Raw genomic sequence first — 17,776 nt, forward strand, 5'->3', positions numbered from 1 at the left:
GGTTGGACCGCATGAACGTTGAAAATCAGCGTGGCATCACGCCGTGACGTGCAGCAGCGCGTCGTGCCAGTCCTGCGCGAAACGGTCGATATGAAAGCGTTCGAGCGCCGTGCGCCGCGCGCCGTCGCCGAGCCGCCGCGCTTCGCCGGGATCGCGCAGCAGCCCGAGCATGGCGTCGACGAGCACGTCGACGTCGGTATGCACGAAGCCGTTTTCGCCGTTGCGGATCACGGTGGCGAGCTCGGCCGTCGCGAGACCGACGATCGGCATGCCGATCGTCATCGCCTCGACGATCGCGAGGCCGAGGCTGGTCCAGCGGATCGGATTGAAAAAGAAGCGGTAGTGCGCGCTGAATGCGGCCAGATCGAGGTTGCCGATTTCACCGATGCCGTCTAGCCGCTGTGCGTCCATCCCGACGAGATCGAGCGGCACGCGCGTGCGCGTTTCGCTGAAGACATCCGCGCCGAGCCGCCGGCCGCGCTGCGCGAGATGATTGACGACCACGATGCCGCGCTGCAGTTCGCCGCTGTAGCGCACGCCGTCGGGCACCACGACGCCATGTTCGATCACGCGCGTCGGCGTGACGCCGCTGTCCCACATCAGCCGGTTGAAGTGCGTGACGTGGACCAGCAGCGTGCCGGGATCGTCGACCCAATGCCATTGCTCGAACGGGTTCTCCTGCGGCGGGTCGTGCTCGACATAGACGCGTGGCAGACGTTGCTGCGCGGCGCTCAGCACGCGCTCGCGATCGTGGTCCCAGTGGATGCGATGCTGGTACAGCACCACGTCGAACTCGCGGTTGGGCACGTCGTCGATTGCGATCTCGTGCACGTTGTCGCCCCACGGCAATACGCCGACCTTGCCGGCATAGGCGGGCGGATGACCGGGTTTCGTCACCAGATAGAAATCGTGCGGCGTCTGGCTCAGGTAATACATGTAGTTGCCGTGCACGTGCCAGGTCAGCACGCGCAGCCGGCGGCAATTACGCAACATGGTGCAGATCCTCGAAAGACAGCGAAACGGTTCCCTCATGCAGGCTGCCTGGCGCGCCTGGTTGCGCGCCGGGCGCGCGCGCAAGCTGCTCGCGGGCGGTCTCGACCACCTGTTCGACCTGCACGTTCAGCGCGCACGGATGACCATACGGGCAGTCGCGGAACATGCACGGCCGGCACGCCGGATAGTCGGCCAGCACGCGATGCCGCGCATGATCGAGCGGCGCCCAGCGCCGCGTGTCGCTGCCGCATGCGATCACGACCGACGCGCTCGCCATCGCCGCGGCGATGTGCGAGATGCCGGTGTCGTTGCAGACCACGAGCCGCGCATGCGCGACCAGCGCGGCGAGTCCGCCGAGCGATGTCGCACCCGCCAGATGCAGCGCGGGCGCGCTCATCGCACCGAGCACCGCGCAGGTCAGCGGCGCTTCGGCGGCCGTGCCGGTGATCGCGATCTGCCAGCCGTCGGCGGCGAGGTGGTCGGCGACGGCCGCGAAGCGCTCGGCGGGCCAGCGGCGCGACGGCAATTGCGAACCGGGGTGAACCAGCACGAGCCGCTCGTCTTCGATGCCGTGATACGTGCGCAGCGCGGTGTACTCGCCGAGGTCGAGCTCGGTGAGCGGGAACGTCAGACGCCGGTCGTGCGCCGGCGCGCCGAGCGCGCTCATCAGCGCGAGATAGCGCTCGGGCTCCGGCAGCCCATCGGGCCAATCGATGAAGCAACCCTCGCGCGGTACCTCGTCGGGCTGCACGAAGCCGGCGTCGGCACATGCGCCGAGTTGATGCAGCAGATCGTTGGCGATGCCGCCGCTGCCGTGCAGCTGGATCGCCAGATCGAAACGCCGCTCGCGCATCCGCACGAAGAACGCGGGCAGGCCATGGTTCGTTTCGGGCTGCTCGGGAAAACCGACCGCGCCCGGAAACACGATCAGCTCGTCGACGAGCGCCGCGTAGCGCTCGACGAACGCGCGTGCCCACGGCAGTCCGATCAGCGCGATATGCGCATCCGGCGCGGCCGCGCGCAGTGCGCGCAAGGCGGGCACCGCGCACAGCATGTCGCCGAGCTGCAGCGCGCGAAACACGGCGATACGGCGCGGCGCGAGCGCCGCCAGCAGCGAGGGTGGGGTCATGGAAAGAACACCTTGAAACGGATGGCGCCATAGAGCCGCCAGTAGATCGATAAAAACGGAATGGGGATCGACGTCCAGAGCATTTCGGCGACGTGGCGCCAGCCGTGGTTGCGCCCGCGCAGCCGCCGCGCGCAGAAATAGCCGGTCAACCCGCACCATGCGCTCAAACCCGCGCCCGCGAGCATCGGCTGATCCGCGAACGAACCGCCGATCGCCAGCACCGCGGCGCAGAGAATCGCGTAGTACAGCAGCGGCGGCCGCGAGCGGATGCGGGTTCGAAACAGTTCGGAATGCTTGCGATAAAGCAGCGCATCGAACTGGCTCTTTTTCTGCTGCGCGATGCTGACGCCCCAGCGCGCGGGCCGCACCGGATGCACGACCACCGCGTCGCGGGCGCGCACGATCTGGCCGCCCGCGGTAAGCAGCGTGAACTGCAGGTCCGAATCCTCGCGCCACGCCGACGTGAACCGTTCGTCGAAGCCGCCGGTCGCGACGAGCGCCGCACGCGTGACGAACACGTTCGCGGTCGCGAATTCGGCGCGCGCGAGGCCGCTCGCGTCGGCTTCGTAATCGGTCGGCAGATCGGGCGGCGAGGGCAGCGGCACGACGATCGTGCCGGCGGCCGCCGTCGCGCCTTGCGCGAGCGCCGCGACGCCAGCCGTCAGCCAGTGCGGATCGGGCAGCGTGTCGTCGTCGGTGAAGGCGATCAGCGAAGCGCGCGCATACTGCCAGCCCGCGTTGCGCGCGCCGGCCGGACCCTGGGTGCGCGTGACCGGCAGGTAGTGCAGTTCCAGCCCTCGGGGCGCCATCTCGCGCGCGAATCGTTCGACGCAGGCGCGCGTGGCGTCGTCGGGACCGTCGTCACAGACCACGATCTCGTAGCGGTGCGGCGCGAACTGCTGCGCGCATAGCGCGGCAAGGCAGTTCGCGAGCATCGCGGGACGGCGGTAGGTGGGCACCACCACCGACACGTCGGGCCACGACTGCGTGCGCAACGTGCGGCCGGTTTCGTCGGCATCTTCGCTGCTGTAGCGCGCGGCCACGCCGCCATGCAGGGGCGACGGACACATGACCGAGGCGTTCATGCGCGGCCCCCCGCCTTGTCGACGAGGAACGGGCCGATCACGAGCGCGTCGAGCGGCGAGGTCCAGAACGACTCGACCGCGTCGCGCGGCGAATTCACCATCGGCTCGCCGCGCGTGTTGAACGACGTATTGACGAGCATCGGCACGCCCGTGCGCTGCTTGAACGCCGCCAGCAAGTCGTAGTACAGCGGGTGCTGCGCGCGGTTGATGGTCTGCACGCGCGCGGTGCCGTCCACATGCCGCACGGCCGGAATACGCGCGGCCCTGTCGGCGCGCACGTCGAACACGAACAGCATGAACGGCGCGGTTTGGCCGTTCACGAACCATTCGTTGGTTTCCTCTTCCATCACGACCGGCGCGACCGGGCGAAAGTCCTCGCGATCCTTGATCTCGTTGAGCTTCGCCTGCATCCGCGGATCGGCCGGCGACGCGAGGATCGAGCGCGCGCCGAGCGCGCGCGGCCCGAATTCGGTGCGCCCCTGATACCAGCCGATCACCTTGCCCTGCGCGAGCAGATCGGCGGTCTCGCCGGCGATATCGGCGAGTCGCCGGTACGGTACTTTCGACCAGCGCAGGAACTGCTCGATTTCCGCTTCGCTGTATTCGGGCCCGAGATACGCATGATCCATTCTCCAGTGACGCTCGCGGTCGCCGCGCGCGGCACGCTCGCGATAGTCGGTCCACAGTGCCGCGCCAAGCGCGGTGCCAGCGTCGCCGGCCGCCGGTTGCACCCACACTTCGCTGAATGGCCCGGCGTCGCGCACCTTCGAGTTCATCACGCAGTTCAGCGCGACGCCGCCCGCCATGCAGAGCCGGCTCAAGCCGGTCCGCCGATGCAGCCAGTGCGCGAGTTCCAGCACGGTCTCCTCGAGCACGCGCTGCAACGAATTGGCGATATCGAAGTGGCGTTGTTCGAGCGGCCCGCCGCGTTCGCGCGCGGGACCGAAGCGTTCGGTCAGCCGCGGAGCGTCGACGGTATAGCTGCCGTCGTGCCGATAGCGGACGATCTCGCGGAACACCTCGACATAAGCCGGCTTGCCGTACGACGCGAGCGCCATCACCTTGTACTCGTCCGACGAGTGCAGGAAGCCGAGCCAGTCGGTGACCGCTTCGTAGAGCAGCCCGAGCGAGTGCGGCAGCTCGACCTGTTTCAGACGCTGGTACTCGCCGCCGACGAATTGCCCCATGCTGGTCGTCACGCCCTCGCCGCGGCCGTCCATCGTCAGCACGGCGGTGTCGTCGAACGGCGCGGCGAGAAACGCGCTCGCCTCGTGCGCGAGATGGTGCTCGACGAAGTGCCATGCGAAGCCGTGCTCGCGATCCACGCCCCGGAAGCGCTTGCGCAGATGATGCGGCGCGCCGTCGAGCAGCTGGCCCTTCGCGTTGGCGATATAGCTGAGGAACAGCGGGTCCCACGCCGACGCGGACGGGTTGTCCGGGCGCGTGCCGGCCGGATCGAACGGCAGCTCGATCGTCGCACCCGGCCTCTTCGGCATGCCGCCGAATAGCGTGGGGTCGTACGAGTAAGCGACGTGATCGATCGCGGCGAGCGTAATGCCGGCGGCCTTCAGGCAGTAGTCGATCGCATCGAACGGGAGCTGCCAGGTCGAGAACGGCACCGGACGTTTCGCGTGCTTGACGTGCGTGAAGCGTTCGTCTTCGGCGGCGGCGAGCACCACACCGTCGCGCAGCAGCGCGGCGGCGCTGTCGTGATAGACCGCATTGATTCCGAGTGTGTACATGGCATTGGCAGTGGAAGTGGGTTCAGGGGACGGTTGGCTGATCGATCAGCGACGGCGTGCTCGTGTCATCGGCGCGACCGGCGCGCTCCGATACACCACGACGCGGCGCATGCGCATGCGCTTGCCGCAATTCGAGTGCCGCGTGCACGACCTCGTCGGTCGGAACGCCGAGCAGGCAGGCGTGATGCCCGTGCGGACACACGCTGCGATAGCACCAGCGGCATTCGACGTCGCGATACAGCACGCGTTGCGGCGTTTGCCACGGCGTGTGCTGCGGGTTGGTCAGCGCGTAAAGATCGACGACCGGCGTGCCGAGCGCGGACGCGACATGCACGGGGCCGCTGTTGTTGGACACGAGCACGCTCGCGCGTTCGAGCAGCGCGGCGAGTTCGGCGAGCGTCAGCGCACCGCTCAGGTCGTATAGCTGCGCGCGCGCGCCGGGCGCGGCCGTGCGCATCACGGTCTCGACGAGCGCTCGCTCGCTCGCGCCGCCGGTCACGAGCACCGAGGCGCCGGTCTCGCGCGCGAGCTGCGTGGCGACCTCGCCGAAGCGCTCGGGCGGATAGCGGCGCGACGCAGCGGTCGCACCTGGATGCAACACGACGCACTCGGTGTGGCGGCAGATGCCGAGCGTCCTCAGTTTCGCGTCGAGCGACTGGCGCGCGTCCGGCGGCACGCGAAAGCGCATGCCGGTATCGCCCGTCTGCGCGCCGACGTGATACACCAGATCGAGCTGGCGTTGCACCTCGTGCCGGGTGCGCTGCTGCGGCTCCGGCTCGCGCAGCCAGTCGGTCAACAGCGCGTACGGGTTTTCACGGCAATGCGCGAGGCGGCGCGGAATCCCCGCGAGATAGCACAGCATCGCGGCCGGCAACGGGCTCTGGCTATAGACGGTGAAAATCACCGCCGCGTCGAAGCCGCCGCGCCGCAGCCGCTGCTGCATGCGGTGATCGTCGAGCAGATCGCGCGTCACGGTCGACGCGGGCGCGACCCACGGCGCGTCGTATTCGATCACATCGTCGACGTCGTCGAGAAACGGCGCGAGCGCGACGCCGCTGCGCGACGCCAGCAGCGTGAGATGGCGGTCTTCGGCGGACTCGCGCAGCGCGTGCAGCGCGGGCGTGGTCATCAGCACGTCGCCGAGATTGTCGAGGCGCACGCACAGAATCCGTTTGACCTCGCCGCCCCAGCACACCGGCTGCGACGTATCGGGCGCGCGCGCGTGAGCCAGCTTGGGCGGCGCAAGTGGCAGAGGTGCGTTCACCGCGGCGCCTCCTTGCGGCGCGCCGCGGTGCCCGGCGGCAGGCCGTGCAATACGACGCGTTGCGCGGCCTCGTGCAGACCGGCGGCGCGCGCGCCCGGCGTGCGCTGCGGGCCGGTTCGCCATTCGGTTTCGTGGCCGTTGTCGAGCAGGATCGTGCGGCAGCCGGCGCGATTGCCCGCTTCGACGTCGTCGAGAATGTCGCCGATGAACCAGCTGTTGGCGAGATCGAGCTCATGCTCTTCGGCCGCGCGCAGCAGCATGCCGGGCGCGGGCTTGCGGCAGTCACAGACGATCGCGTAACGCGCGACGCTGCCCTCGGGATGATGTGGACACCAGTACGCGCCGGCGAGCGTGGCGCCGCACTCGGCGAACATCTGCCGCAGCCGGCGTTCTACGTCGAACAGCGCTCTGTCTTCGAACTTGCCGAGCGCGATGCCGGACTGATTGCTGATCACGAACAGCGCGTACGGGTACGCGGCGAGCAGCGCGAGCGCTTCGCGCGCGCCCGGCGCGAAACGCATCAGCGCGGGATCGGCGTTGTAGGGCACGTCTTCGAGCAGCGTGCCGTCCTTGTCGATGAACACGGCGGGTAGCGTCATGATGGTTCGTGGTATGCGCGAGCTTCGGTCAAAAAAGTCGGAAAAAGACGCGCCGCAGCCGCTGGACCGGCCGCGGCGTGTTCCAGATGCGCACACCGTGCGGGTTCGCGCGGCGTGCGCCGTCGTCAACGGGACGACGCTCCGGCTGCTGCTCGCAGCGGTAGCTGCGCCGGCTCGGACGCGGTGTCGAGCGATGTCTTGGTCGGTGCGAGCCTTGCCGCGCGTGCATAGATTTGCGCGAGCGCATCGCTGACGCCGCGCCAGGTGAAGCCGGTCCGCGCCCGGTCGAGACCCGCTTCGCCCATCCGGCGCGCGAGCGCGGGGTCGCGCCGCAAGCGGTCGAGACGCGCGGCGAGCGCGTGCGGATCGCGCGGCGGCACGAGAAAGCCGGTCACGCCATCGAGGATCGAATAGCGGATGCCGCCGACATCGGCGCCGATCACCGGCGTCGCGCAGGCCATCGCCTCGATCGGCGTGATGCCGAACGGCTCGTACCAGGGCGTCGTCACGAACACGTCGGCGGCGCTGTAGAAGTAGCGCAGCCGCGTGCGACCACGCCGGCCGACGAAGCTCGTCTGCTCCGCGACGCCGCATTCGCGGGCGATCTCGCGCAGGCGCGCGATCTCCGGCGTCGCGATTTCGTTGGGCGCGTCCGAATTGCCGCCGACTATGTACAGCTGCGCCGCCGCGTTGAACGTGTGCTTCAGCACGCCGACGCCGCGCACCACGTTGTCGATGCCTTTGCGCGGCACGAGCCGGCCCAGTTGCAGCACGATGAAGTCGTGCTGGCGCCAGCCGAGCGCATCGCGGGCGGCTTCGCGCTCGACGGGCCGGAACTCCTCGGCATCGAATCCGCACGGCACGATCTGGATGCGCGCTGGATCGGCGCGATAGTGTTCGAGCAGATCGGCTTGGTCCTGCGGACATTCGGCGACGAGCACGTCCGAGCCTGCGACCAGTTCGTCTTCGATCGCGAAGCGCTCGTCGGGGAAGCCGTCATCCGTTCCCTGATGGATACGCCGCACGCGGCCGAGCGCGTGAAAGGTCGTGACCAGCGGCACGCCGAGCGCAGCCTTCACTTGCAGCGCGGCGAGGCCGGACATGAAGAAGTTCGCGTGCATCACGTCGTAGGACTGCGGTTCGCGGCGAAAGAACGCGCTCAGAAACGCGGCGAACTCGTCCATGAATGGCAGCAGTCGTTCCTTTGGCAATTGCCGCGGCGGTCCCGCGGGCACATGAATCACGCGCACGCCGTCCATGTCGACGCGCTCGGGCAGCAGTGCGCGATCGCGGCGCGTGAACACGTCGACCTGATGGCCCATTTCCACCAGTTGACGCGCGACGTTCGCGACGTAGATGTTCTGTCCGCCGCTGTCGACGCCACCGGCGACAGCAAGTGGCGACGCGTGTTCGCTGATCAGGGCGATCTTCATTGGCATTCCTTCCTGCGATGAGCGGCTATTGATGTTGACTTTCGTAAGCGGCGCACAGCATGTGGTGTGCCATTCGCATCCTGCGGTGCGGACAAACGACGCAAACGTCGCGCGGAACCGTACGAAGCGCTGTAGCGTGTCCTTTTTCGTGGGTAGAGAAGCGCTGTGGCGTCCCCTGTTTCTACATACGGTCATGTAACTTCGAACCGCTTGCGCCGCGCCGGTACTAGGATGGGCGAAGGACCCCGCCCAATTAACAAGTAAGAAGTGCGCGGAAAAGGGCTGGAGCCAGCGCCTTTTTTGCTTGCGCCCGGGCGCGCCGCTTGCGCGACGCCACACTTGTGCGACGTTCCTTCCGGGTGCTCCCACCACGACCTCATGCCGAATTCCGCCCCGCCGCCTCGCTCCGAACTGACGCGCCGAATCGTCGGCGATCTCGCGCATGCGGTATGGCGTTATCGCTGGCAGACCAGCGGGGCGCTCGCGCTGATGATCGCCGCGCGGCTCGCGACCGTGCTGATGCCGCTCACGCTGAAGCACATCGTCGACGAACTGAGCCATCCGCTCGCGCAGGTGGCGTTTCCAGTGTTCCTCGTGCTCGCCTATGCGCTGCTACGATTTTTCGGCGACGCGCTGAACGAGGCGCGCGACGTCGTGTTCAGCATCGTCGTGCAACGCACGGTCGCGGCGCTGACCGAGCGGACCTTCGCGCATCTGCATCGGTTGAGCGCGCGCTTTCACGCGCGGCGCGAGACTGGCGCGATCGTGCGCGACGTGCAGAAAGGCGCCGACGGCATCGGCTTTCTGCTCGGCACTGCGCTGTTCGCGATCGTGCCGACCTTCTTCGAGATCGCGGTGATCGTCGCGATCATGGTGCATAGCTACGCGCGCGAATTCATGCTCGTGATCGTCGTGACCTTCGTGCTGTATGCGGGCTATACGTTCGTGTTCACGCGGCGGCGCGTCGCATTCCAGCGCGCGGTCAATCTGCTCGAAGCGCAATCGGACGGGCGGCTCGTCGACAGTCTGCTGAACTACGACACGGTCAAATACTTCGCGACCGAAGAAAGCGAGACGCAACGGCTCGGCAACGTGCTGGAGAAGTGGGTGCACGCGCGCATCGCTAACCAGAACGCGCTGACCGCCTTGCACGTGGGACAGAGCGCGGTGATCGCGCTCGGGGTTGCGGCGGTCATGCTGCTCGCCGCGCAGCACGTGGTGGCCGGCAGCATGAGCGTCGGCGACCTGATTCTGGTGAACGCCTACCTGATCCAGATCTGCATGCCGCTGAACACGCTCGGCTTCGTGTTTCGCGAGACCAACGACGCGCTCGTCAACGTCGAGCGCATGTTCGTGATTCTGGCGGCGCGCGGCCGCGTCGGCGAGGATATCGATGCGCGCGACGCGCAGCCGCTGAAGGTCGGCGCGGGGCTGATCGAGTTCGAACACGTCGATTTCGGCTATGACACGGCTCGGCAGGTGCTGCGCGATGTCGACTTTCACGCGTATCCGGGCAAGACGCTCGCGGTGGTCGGCGGCAGCGGCTCGGGCAAATCGACGCTCGTGAAGCTGCTGTTTCGCCTCTATCGGCCCGAGCGCGGCATGATCCGCATCGACGGGCAGGACCTCAGCATGCTCACGCAGCGCAGTCTGCGCGAGGCCATCGGCATCGTGCCGCAGGACACCGTGCTGTTCAATGAAACGATCGCCTACAACATTGCCTATGGACGTCCGTCGGCGACGCGCGCGGACGTCGTGCGGGCGGCGCGGGCCGCGCAGCTCGACGAGTTCATCGAGCGCTTGCCCGACCATTACGACACGCGCGTCGGCGAGCGGGGCGTGCGGCTATCGGGCGGCGAGCGGCAGCGCATCGCGATTGCGCGCGCGATTCTGAAGGACCCGCGCATCATCGTGTTCGACGAGGCGACCTCGGCGCTCGACACGCGCTCCGAGCGCGCGATCCAGACCGAGCTGACGCGCCTCGCGCAAGGCCGCACGTCGATCGTGATCGCGCATCGACTTTCTACCGTCGTCGACGCGGACTGGATTCTGGTGATGGAGCACGGCCAGGTGGTCGAGCAGGGCACGCATCGGGAACTGCTCGCGCGCGAGGGCGTGTACGCGAAGATGTGGTCGCTGCAATGGCAGCAGGGTGAACTCGAACACGCGCAGCGCCGGCTGACCGCGCGATCGGTCAGCGTCAGCGCATTGACGGCGGGTGTGATCGATGCCTTGCACGACGAGATCGCCGAGCAGCGCGTCGTCGTCTACGCGGAGCCGTCCGACCACGAGCTGCGGGTGACCGGCGATCCGAGCGTGCTGCAACCGTTGATCGCCGAGTTGTGCCGCAATGAGATCGCGCAGGCGAGCCCGGGGCAGCGCATCGCGTTGCGCGCGCAGCGGCACGGCAATCATGTGTGGTTCAGCGTGCTCGGCATGGGCGACAAGCCGGCCGAGCTATCGCAGGCGGTGGCGCGGCAGATGGAAAGCGCGCTGGCGGCCGCGGGCGGCGGCTTCACGCTGACGCCGCTGAACGGGCGGCTCGCCTATGTGGCGATGCTGCCGCTGCGGCCGGTCGCGGATGCGCAACCGCCACTGGCGTCGGCGCCCACGGCGCCGGATTCGGCGGAGCCCGCTGCGCTCGATGGCCTGTTCGTGCTCGTGATCGACGACCTGGAAGAAGCGCGCGACGCGCTCGAAGCGGTGCTGAGCACGAGCGGCGCACGCGTACGGCTATGTGCAGCGGGCACCGAAGCGCTGGACTGGCTGCGCGCGACGGACCCGGCGCAATGGCCGCACGTGCTGCTGTGCGATCTGATGCTGGCCGGCGAAGATGGCTATGACGTGCTGAGCCGTTTGCGCGCACTGGAAGGCGGGCGGCCGTCGATACGCGGCAGGCCACTGCCCGCGATCGCGCTGACCGGCTACGCGGACGCACTCGACGAACAGCGTGCGCGCACCGCGGGTTTCGACGCGCACTTGCACAAGCCCATGGCGCCCGCAGAACTGATCGCCGCGATCCGGCGGCTCGCGCAGGCGCCGTCGCGCACGGACACGGCGTTGCCGCGATAATGATGCGCGCGATTCAGGTCTGAGCGAGGTCTCAGATCGGCGCGTCGAACTTGCCACCAACAGTCGTCGTTGCGGCCGCGTCGAGATTGCGCTCGGCCGCGCGCACGCGGTCGCGCATCGCGAGGATCGACCGGGGGACCACCCGGCGTTCTCGCACGGTCCACGCCAGCCCGGCCAGTAATTCGGTGCCGTCGCGCATCAGCGTGCCTTCCCGCGCGAATACGTCGAGGGCGCGCACAGTCGCGCTCAACGCTTCGCCCAACGGCAGACGCAGCCATGCGACCCACGCGGCGTTGCGCGCGAGCATGCGACGGCGCAACGCGCTGTCGCGCACCGGCGACGGATGGTGATGGAGCGTCAACTGCTCGCAGTAGACGATCGCATGTCCCGACGCGAGCACGTCGAGCGAAACGAGTGTTTCCTCACCGCCGATGAAAAGACGCGGCTCATAGCCGCCGATCTCGCGATACAGCGCCGCGCGAAACACGCACGCGCCCGCCATCAAGCCGATCAAGGAGGGCCCCGGCAGACCGACACGGCCGAGCGGGCTTGCGCGCATCAACGCACAGGTCGGATCCGTCGTGTTGTCCGCGCCGACCGCGACACGCGCATTCAGCACACCGACGCGCGGCCATGCATCGAGCAATTGCATCGCGCGTTCGAGCGAGCCCGGGCCCCACCAGGTGTCGTCATCGCAGAACGCGACATAGTCGGTCTCGACGCACGCGACCGCGTGGTTGCGCCCTGCCGCGCCGAGATTGCCGTTGCATTCGACGACGCGAACGCTCGGATAGCGCGCTTCGACGAGTGCGACCGTGTTGTCGGTGGAACCGTTGTCGGCGACGATGATCGGCGGGTTTTCGGGTAACGCGAGCAGACGTTCCAGGGTAGTGAGCAATTCGCCCGCACGGTTATACGTGAGAACGACGACCGAAATACGCGGGTGGGGGGCTTTGGTTTGCATGCTGTGCAATCGCTTCGACGGTTGGACTGCGACGACGCAGCAAACCTTGTGCCGTACGTCACGCGTTTTGCGTAGCTGGAGCCGATTCGTCGCGGCCAAGCTGCCAACAGCGTTCAGGCGAAAAGAGGCTCGCCTGTCCTTCGGGACCGAATGCGCGCAGTTGGCTGCGGTAGGCGTCGATTGCCGCGCGCTTCATATGCTCGTGTTGCGTGGTGTCGGGCACGTTCAACGCATGCGGCGTGTTGGCGGCATAGCCGCGTTTCGCGAGGTCGGACAGGCGCGCTTGCACGACGCCGGACATGCGCCGGTAGGGCACATCTTCATAGGCGATGAACGGAGTGGCTGGCTGACGCCGCATCAGGGCGAGACAGGCATTGGACACGAGAACGTGATCCGAATGGAACAGGCCCAACGGCATCACGATCAGCGTGGGTTTTGTTTCGGAAACAGCGTGGTTCAACGCGGTGATCAACTCGTCCGCATCAGGCGATGCGTGGTATTGCGCGTCGCGAAACAGCAGATGCAGGGGAATCGCCGACAACAACCCTAGCGCCTCCCGGTCTTCCGCCTGACGTGCGCGCATCGCTTCGAACGCGTCGGCGAAACCGGCCGCGCGGTCCCAATCGGTCGTCGTGTTCTCGGCGGGCGGCGCGGTGAAAACCGTGCAGACGACCGTGCCGGGATGCGCGGCGATCAGCAGTCCGCAACTGAGGACCGCATCGTCGAGATGCGGTGAGATGACGAGCAAGCGCTGGTCCGATTCCATACCGGCGAGTAGCAAGCTGCATTCCGCCGGCGCGGTGCGCGAAGGGTCGGTGCGGGAATAGCACTTGCTCCCGTTGCGGTTCTACTACTACGCGAACGTGCGCGCACGGCGCCACGCACGCGCGCTGATCGAAGGCGATCCGGTGCTGCGCATGGATATGACGCGGGCCATCATTCAGGCGCAAGAGGCGGGCTACGTGCTCGGCTATGCATCGATCGACGAGCTGATGACGATCGTCGACTACCTGATGACCTACGCACCGCCGTTCAGCGAATCCGATGTGATTCACTGTCCGCTGAACGCGGTGCTCGACTAGCCGATGTGCATGCCGTCCGGCTACGCGCTGTTTCGCGACCCGGCGCTCAACGCGCAACTCAAGCACGTGCTGAACTGCTGGTGTGGCTTCCTGAGCGGCCCGCATTCACGCGCGCATTTAAATACGTCGTCGCCCGACGGCTGGTTCAGCCCTGAGGCCGACAAACGGATCGGCCTCGCACAACGCGTCGTCGTCGCAAAGCAACGGATAGATGCGTTGCGCCCCGTCAAGCCGCTAGTTCAGCCGCGCAGCCGCGCGAAAATACTCATCAGGTCTTCGAGAACCACCGGTTTTTTCAGGTGCGCGTCGAAGCCCGCTTGTTCGGCCGCACTGACGTCCGCCTGCTGTCCAAAGCCGCTGACCGCGACGCAGATCACGGACTTCATCGCCGGCATACCGCGCAGCTTGCCGATGAACTCCATGCCGTCCATGCCCGGCATGCCGATGTCGGACAGGATGATATCGGGCGCGTTGCCGTTGATGATCGTCAACGCTTCCTCGCCGCTCGTCGCGGTCCGCACTTCGGCGCCCTCGCTTTCCAGCAGCAGCTTGAAGGTTTCGACGGTCGCGGCGTCGTCGTCGACCATCAGGATGCGCGTGCCTTTCAACGGCTCGGCGGTGACTTCGATATCCGCGCTCGTGCGGGTGGCGAGCCGGTGGATGGGCAGGGTCACCGTGAAAGTCGCGCCGCGGCCGACGCCGTCCGACTCCGCACGCACCGCGCCGCCGTGCAGGTTGACCAGATCACGCACCAGCGCGAGGCCGATGCCGAGGCCCCCGCGGCGCAAGCCCGGATCGCGGCTCTGCTGGAACATCTCGAAGATATGCGGCAGCAGCGACGCCTCGATGCCGATGCCGGTATCGCTGACGCGCAGCACGGCCTCGGCGTGATCGTTGACCTGCAACGACACCTGAATCGAACCGCGCTGCGTGAACTTCAGCGCATTGCTGATCAGATTCCACACGATCTGCTCGATCCGCGTGAGGTCCGCGTGAATGATCACGGGCGCATCGGTGATGTCGACCCTCAACGCGACGCCGCGCTGCGCCGTATCGTCCTGCACCGCGCTGCACACGCGCTGCACGATCTCGCGCATGTCCACTACGGTGCGCACGACCGACAGCTTGCCCGTGCGCACGCGCGAAATGTCGAGCAGATCGTCGATGATTTGCGCCTGGCCCATCACGGTGCGGCGGATCGTATCGGTCGCGCGCGACACGTTCAGGTTCTGCCGCGTTTCCGGCGCGCGCGCGATCAGCTCGGCGCTGGCCGAAATCAGGTTCAGCGGATGCTTGAGCTCGTGCGACACGACCGCGAGAAATTCGTCGCGGCGCCGCTGCGCGTCGCGCTCGCTTGCCGCGCGCAGCGATTCGACATGGGTGCCGCGTCCCGAGGTCGGTTCGTTCACATATTCGCCGAGATCGCGCGTGATCTGCGCAAAGCCGCTGATGCCCGGTTCGTCGAGGCGGGACAGCACGCCGCTCGCGAAAAAGCGCGTGCCGTCCTTGCGCAAATGCCAGCGCTCCTCTTCGGCGCGGCCATTCAGACGCGCTTCGGCGAACTCGCGTTGCGCGACGTTGTCGGCGCGGTCCTCTTCGGTGTACAGGATGTCGGCGGACTGGCCGATCATATCGGCTTCCGTATAGCCGAAAATCCGTTCCGCGCCCGCGTTCCAGCTGTTGATCACGCCGTTGTCGTCGAACGTGATGATCGCGTAGTCGCGCGTGCTTTCCGCGACGATGCGCATGCGCCGCTCGCCTTCGCGCAGCCGGTCTTCCGCCTGACGCCGCCCGGTGATATCGATGAACGACAGCACCGCGCCGTCGATGCGGTCTTCGGTCGTGCGGTAAGGCACGAAGCGCGCGAGATACCAGCGCCCGTCGTTGCTCTTCAGCTCGCGTTCGATCAGGCGCAACGAGTCGAATGCCTCGGCCGCGTCGTCGGCGAGCTTGTCGTATTCGAGGCGGTGCGTGATGTCGAGCAGCGAACGGCCGATGTCCGACGGAATGATGCTGAAGACGTCGGTTGCGCGCGGCGTATAGCGCTTGATGCAGATGTTGCGGTCGACGAAGATCGTGCCGATGTCGTTCGCGGCGATCAGATTGTGCAAATCGTCGTTGATCTTGCCGGTTTCCTCGACCTTCGACTTCAGCTCCGCGTTGACCGTGGTCAACTCCTCGTTGATCGATTGCAGCTCTTCCTTGCTGGTTTCGAGTTCCTCGGTCGCCGAGCGCAGTTCCTCGTTGATCGCCTGCAATTCCTCGTTCGATGCCTTCAGCTCCTCGGTTGAGGTTTCCGACTGCTCGATCGTGGACTGCAACTGTTCCTTCGTGCGTTGCAGTTCCCGTTCGAGCTGAGTGATGATCGGGTCTTTCTGCACGTCGGCCGGCGCCGTTTCGGCGTTCGCCACGCTGTCCTCGACCTCGTCGAACAGCACCAGCACGAAGTCCGCGTTCGCTTCCGGATCGTGCACGGGCCGCGCGGTCATGTTGACGAAGTACGACCGGCCATCGCGCTCGATGCGCACGCGGCGCGCTTCGACGCTGCGGTTCGTGTGCAAGGCCTGATAGATCGCGGTGCGCAGTTCCAGCCGCAGTTCCGGACGCACGACGGCCACGATGTTGTGCGACGGCTCGCCGCCGGAATACTGCAGAAAACGCCCGGCGCGATCGGACAGATGAACGATTTCGGATTCGCGGCTCACCAGCACGCTGGGCGGCGCATATTGCTCGACGAGCCGCTGATGCAGATCGCCGAACGAAAAGCGCCGGCGCCCCGGCGGCTGCACCGTGGTCACGACAGGCCGCGAGCTCATGGTGCCGGAAATCGCGATCGGCAGCGGCGTGTCACTGCGTACCGCCATGTTCGCGCGATAGATGCGGTTGCGCTTGTCGACCACGGTGAACATCGAGCTCACGCCGTCGGCCGACTCCGAGCTGCCGAGGAACAGCATGCCGCCGGGACGCAGCGCGAAGTGGAACATCTTCAGGATTTCGATCTGCGCTTCGCGGTCGAGGTAGATCAGCAGGTTGCGGCAGCAGATCATGTCGAGCCGCGAGAACGGCGGGTCGCTCAGCACGTTATGGTGGGCGAACAGCATGTGCTCGCGCAGCTCTTTCTTGATCCGGAAATGCGCGGCGTCCCTCGTGAAGAACTGGCGGATGCGCGCCGGCGTCAGGTCGGCGGAGATCGAGTCCGGGTACACACCGGCGCGCGCGAGGGAAATGGCGCGCTCGTCGATGTCGGTCGCGAATACCTGAAAAGACACGCCCTCGGGCGATTTCAGCGAGCGTTCCTGCAGCAGCATCGCCAGCGAATAGGCTTCTTCGCCCGTCGCGCAGCCCACCGACCACACGCGGATGCGGTCCTGTTCGCCGCGGCTTTCGAACAGGGGCGGCAATACTTCACGTTCGAGCACGTCGAACGCTTCCTTGTCGCGGAAGAAATTGGTGACGCTGATCAGCATGTCCTGCAACAGCGCCTGGGTTTCTTCAGGGTGCAGATGCAGATAATCGCGATACACCTGCAGGTCGGTAATGCCGTTGACTTGCAGCCGGCGTTCGATACGCCGCAGAACCGTAGCCCGTTTGTAATGTCGGAAATCGTGTGCGGTGCGGGTGCGCAGAATCACCATGATTTCGCGCAGCGCGCGCTCGGCCGACTCGTTGACCGTGTCTTCCTCGGGCTCGTCCGTCTCCGCGGCCGGCAGATGGATTTCCCGCGCGGTGGACCACAGATCGAGCAGCCGTTGCGGCATCTCGGCCGCGGTCATCACGAAGTCGGCCATGCCGGTCGCGATTGCGCTGCGCGGCATGCTGTCGTATTCGGCCTCGGAAGGGTCCTGCACGAGCGTGATGCCGCCCATTTCCTTGATGCGCGACAAGCCGACCGAGCCGTCCGAGCCCGCTCCCGACATCACGATGCCTATCGCGCGTTCGCGGTGCGCCTCGGCGAGCGTGCGGAAAAACAGATCGATGCTCGCGCGGCGTCCTTCCTCGGGCAGCTTCCGCGTGACGCGCAGGTAGCCGTCGACCATGATCATCTCGAACGAGGGCGCGACCAGATAGACGTGGTCCGATTCGATCGGCGTGGGGCCTGTGACCTGCTGCACGGACATGCTGGTGACTTTCTGCAGCAGTGAGGCCAGATTGCTTTCGTGATCCGGCAACAGGTGAACGACCACGACGAAGGCCATCGACGTGTGCGCGGGCAGCGCCTCGAAGAATTCCGTCAGCGCGTTAAGCCCCCCCGCCGATGCGCCGATACCGACGATCGGATAGAGTGCCTGGCTAGGCAGAGTTTGCCCTCGCTTCTTTGACATGGCTGCGTGTCCCTTCTTGGAAAGGATAGTGTTCAGCGGTGGATTTTTATAGGGCGACGAGCCCATTTCTTGCTGGCTCGGACGGCTATTA

At 66.7% G+C, this 17,776-nt stretch carries 11 protein-coding genes and 1 pseudogene; 2 read left to right on the top strand and 10 right to left on the bottom strand.

Features of this window, described 5'->3' with window-relative positions:
- Positions 1 to 36: 36 nt before the first annotated feature.
- From OKW40_RS01555 to OKW40_RS01585, 7 genes are all read right to left on the bottom strand, one after another.
- Positions 37 to 993 carry a glycosyltransferase family 4 protein gene (locus OKW40_RS01555; RefSeq protein ID WP_429487833.1) on the bottom strand — a complete coding sequence of 319 codons (957 nt, stop codon included), beginning with the start codon at positions 991 to 993 and terminating at the stop codon, positions 37 to 39.
- On the bottom strand, positions 983 to 2,122 hold the full coding sequence (locus tag OKW40_RS01560; RefSeq protein ID WP_429487835.1) for a glycosyltransferase family 9 protein: 1,140 nt from the start codon (positions 2,120 to 2,122) through the stop codon (positions 983 to 985). Before OKW40_RS01560 ends, OKW40_RS01555 begins: the two co-directional genes overlap by 11 nt.
- Positions 2,119 to 3,207, bottom strand: coding sequence for a glycosyltransferase (locus tag OKW40_RS01565; protein WP_429487837.1), 1,089 nt, complete (start codon positions 3,205 to 3,207; stop codon positions 2,119 to 2,121). Before OKW40_RS01565 ends, OKW40_RS01560 begins: the two co-directional genes overlap by 4 nt.
- On the bottom strand, positions 3,204 to 4,949 hold the full coding sequence (locus tag OKW40_RS01570) for a carbamoyltransferase family protein (protein ID WP_429487838.1): 1,746 nt from the start codon (positions 4,947 to 4,949) through the stop codon (positions 3,204 to 3,206). The genes OKW40_RS01565 and OKW40_RS01570 overlap by 4 nt, the downstream gene beginning before the upstream one ends.
- Before the next feature lie 22 nt (positions 4,950 to 4,971).
- Positions 4,972 to 6,213: a lipopolysaccharide heptosyltransferase II gene (gene waaF, locus OKW40_RS01575; protein ID WP_429487840.1), complete on the bottom strand. Its 1,242-nt coding sequence runs from the start codon at positions 6,211 to 6,213 to the stop codon at positions 4,972 to 4,974.
- Complete coding sequence (locus OKW40_RS01580; RefSeq protein WP_429402206.1) at positions 6,210 to 6,812, bottom strand: D-glycero-alpha-D-manno-heptose-1,7-bisphosphate 7-phosphatase; 603 nt, start codon at positions 6,810 to 6,812, stop codon at positions 6,210 to 6,212. Before OKW40_RS01580 ends, waaF begins: the two co-directional genes overlap by 4 nt.
- 125 nt (positions 6,813 to 6,937) lie before the next feature.
- Positions 6,938 to 8,245, bottom strand: a complete 1,308-nt coding sequence (locus OKW40_RS01585; RefSeq protein ID WP_429487842.1) for a glycosyltransferase family 4 protein — start codon at positions 8,243 to 8,245, stop codon at positions 6,938 to 6,940.
- Between the two features lie 378 nt (positions 8,246 to 8,623).
- On the opposite strand from OKW40_RS01585, the gene OKW40_RS01590 reads away from it, so the two are divergent.
- Positions 8,624 to 11,317: an ATP-binding cassette domain-containing protein gene (locus tag OKW40_RS01590; protein ID WP_429487844.1), complete on the top strand. Its 2,694-nt coding sequence runs from the start codon at positions 8,624 to 8,626 to the stop codon at positions 11,315 to 11,317.
- 31 nt (positions 11,318 to 11,348) lie between these two features.
- Here the strand turns inward: OKW40_RS01590 and OKW40_RS01595 are convergent, their stop codons facing one another.
- Positions 11,349 to 12,281 (bottom strand): glycosyltransferase family 2 protein, encoded by a 933-nt coding sequence (locus OKW40_RS01595; protein WP_429487846.1) that lies wholly within the window; start codon positions 12,279 to 12,281, stop codon positions 11,349 to 11,351.
- 58 nt (positions 12,282 to 12,339) lie between these two features.
- The gene (locus OKW40_RS01600; protein WP_429488465.1) at positions 12,340 to 13,047 is read right to left on the bottom strand and encodes a PIG-L deacetylase family protein; all 708 of its coding nucleotides are present in this window, start codon (positions 13,045 to 13,047) and stop codon (positions 12,340 to 12,342) included.
- A 103-nt stretch (positions 13,048 to 13,150) separates the two neighbouring features.
- Between OKW40_RS01600 and OKW40_RS01605 the strand changes: the two are divergent.
- Positions 13,151 to 13,546, top strand: a pseudogene (locus OKW40_RS01605) (phophatidylserine decarboxylase associated domain-containing protein); the annotation flags it as partial.
- A gap of 56 nt (positions 13,547 to 13,602) precedes the next feature.
- On the opposite strand, the gene OKW40_RS01610 reads toward OKW40_RS01605, so the two are convergent.
- Positions 13,603 to 17,685 (bottom strand): CheR family methyltransferase, encoded by a 4,083-nt coding sequence (locus tag OKW40_RS01610; protein WP_429487848.1) that lies wholly within the window; start codon positions 17,683 to 17,685, stop codon positions 13,603 to 13,605.
- Positions 17,686 to 17,776 lie beyond the last annotated feature (91 nt).

The organism is Paraburkholderia sp. RAU6.4a, assembly GCF_050435625.1.
Taxonomy (GTDB): Bacteria; Pseudomonadota; Gammaproteobacteria; order Burkholderiales; family Burkholderiaceae; genus Paraburkholderia; species Paraburkholderia tuberum.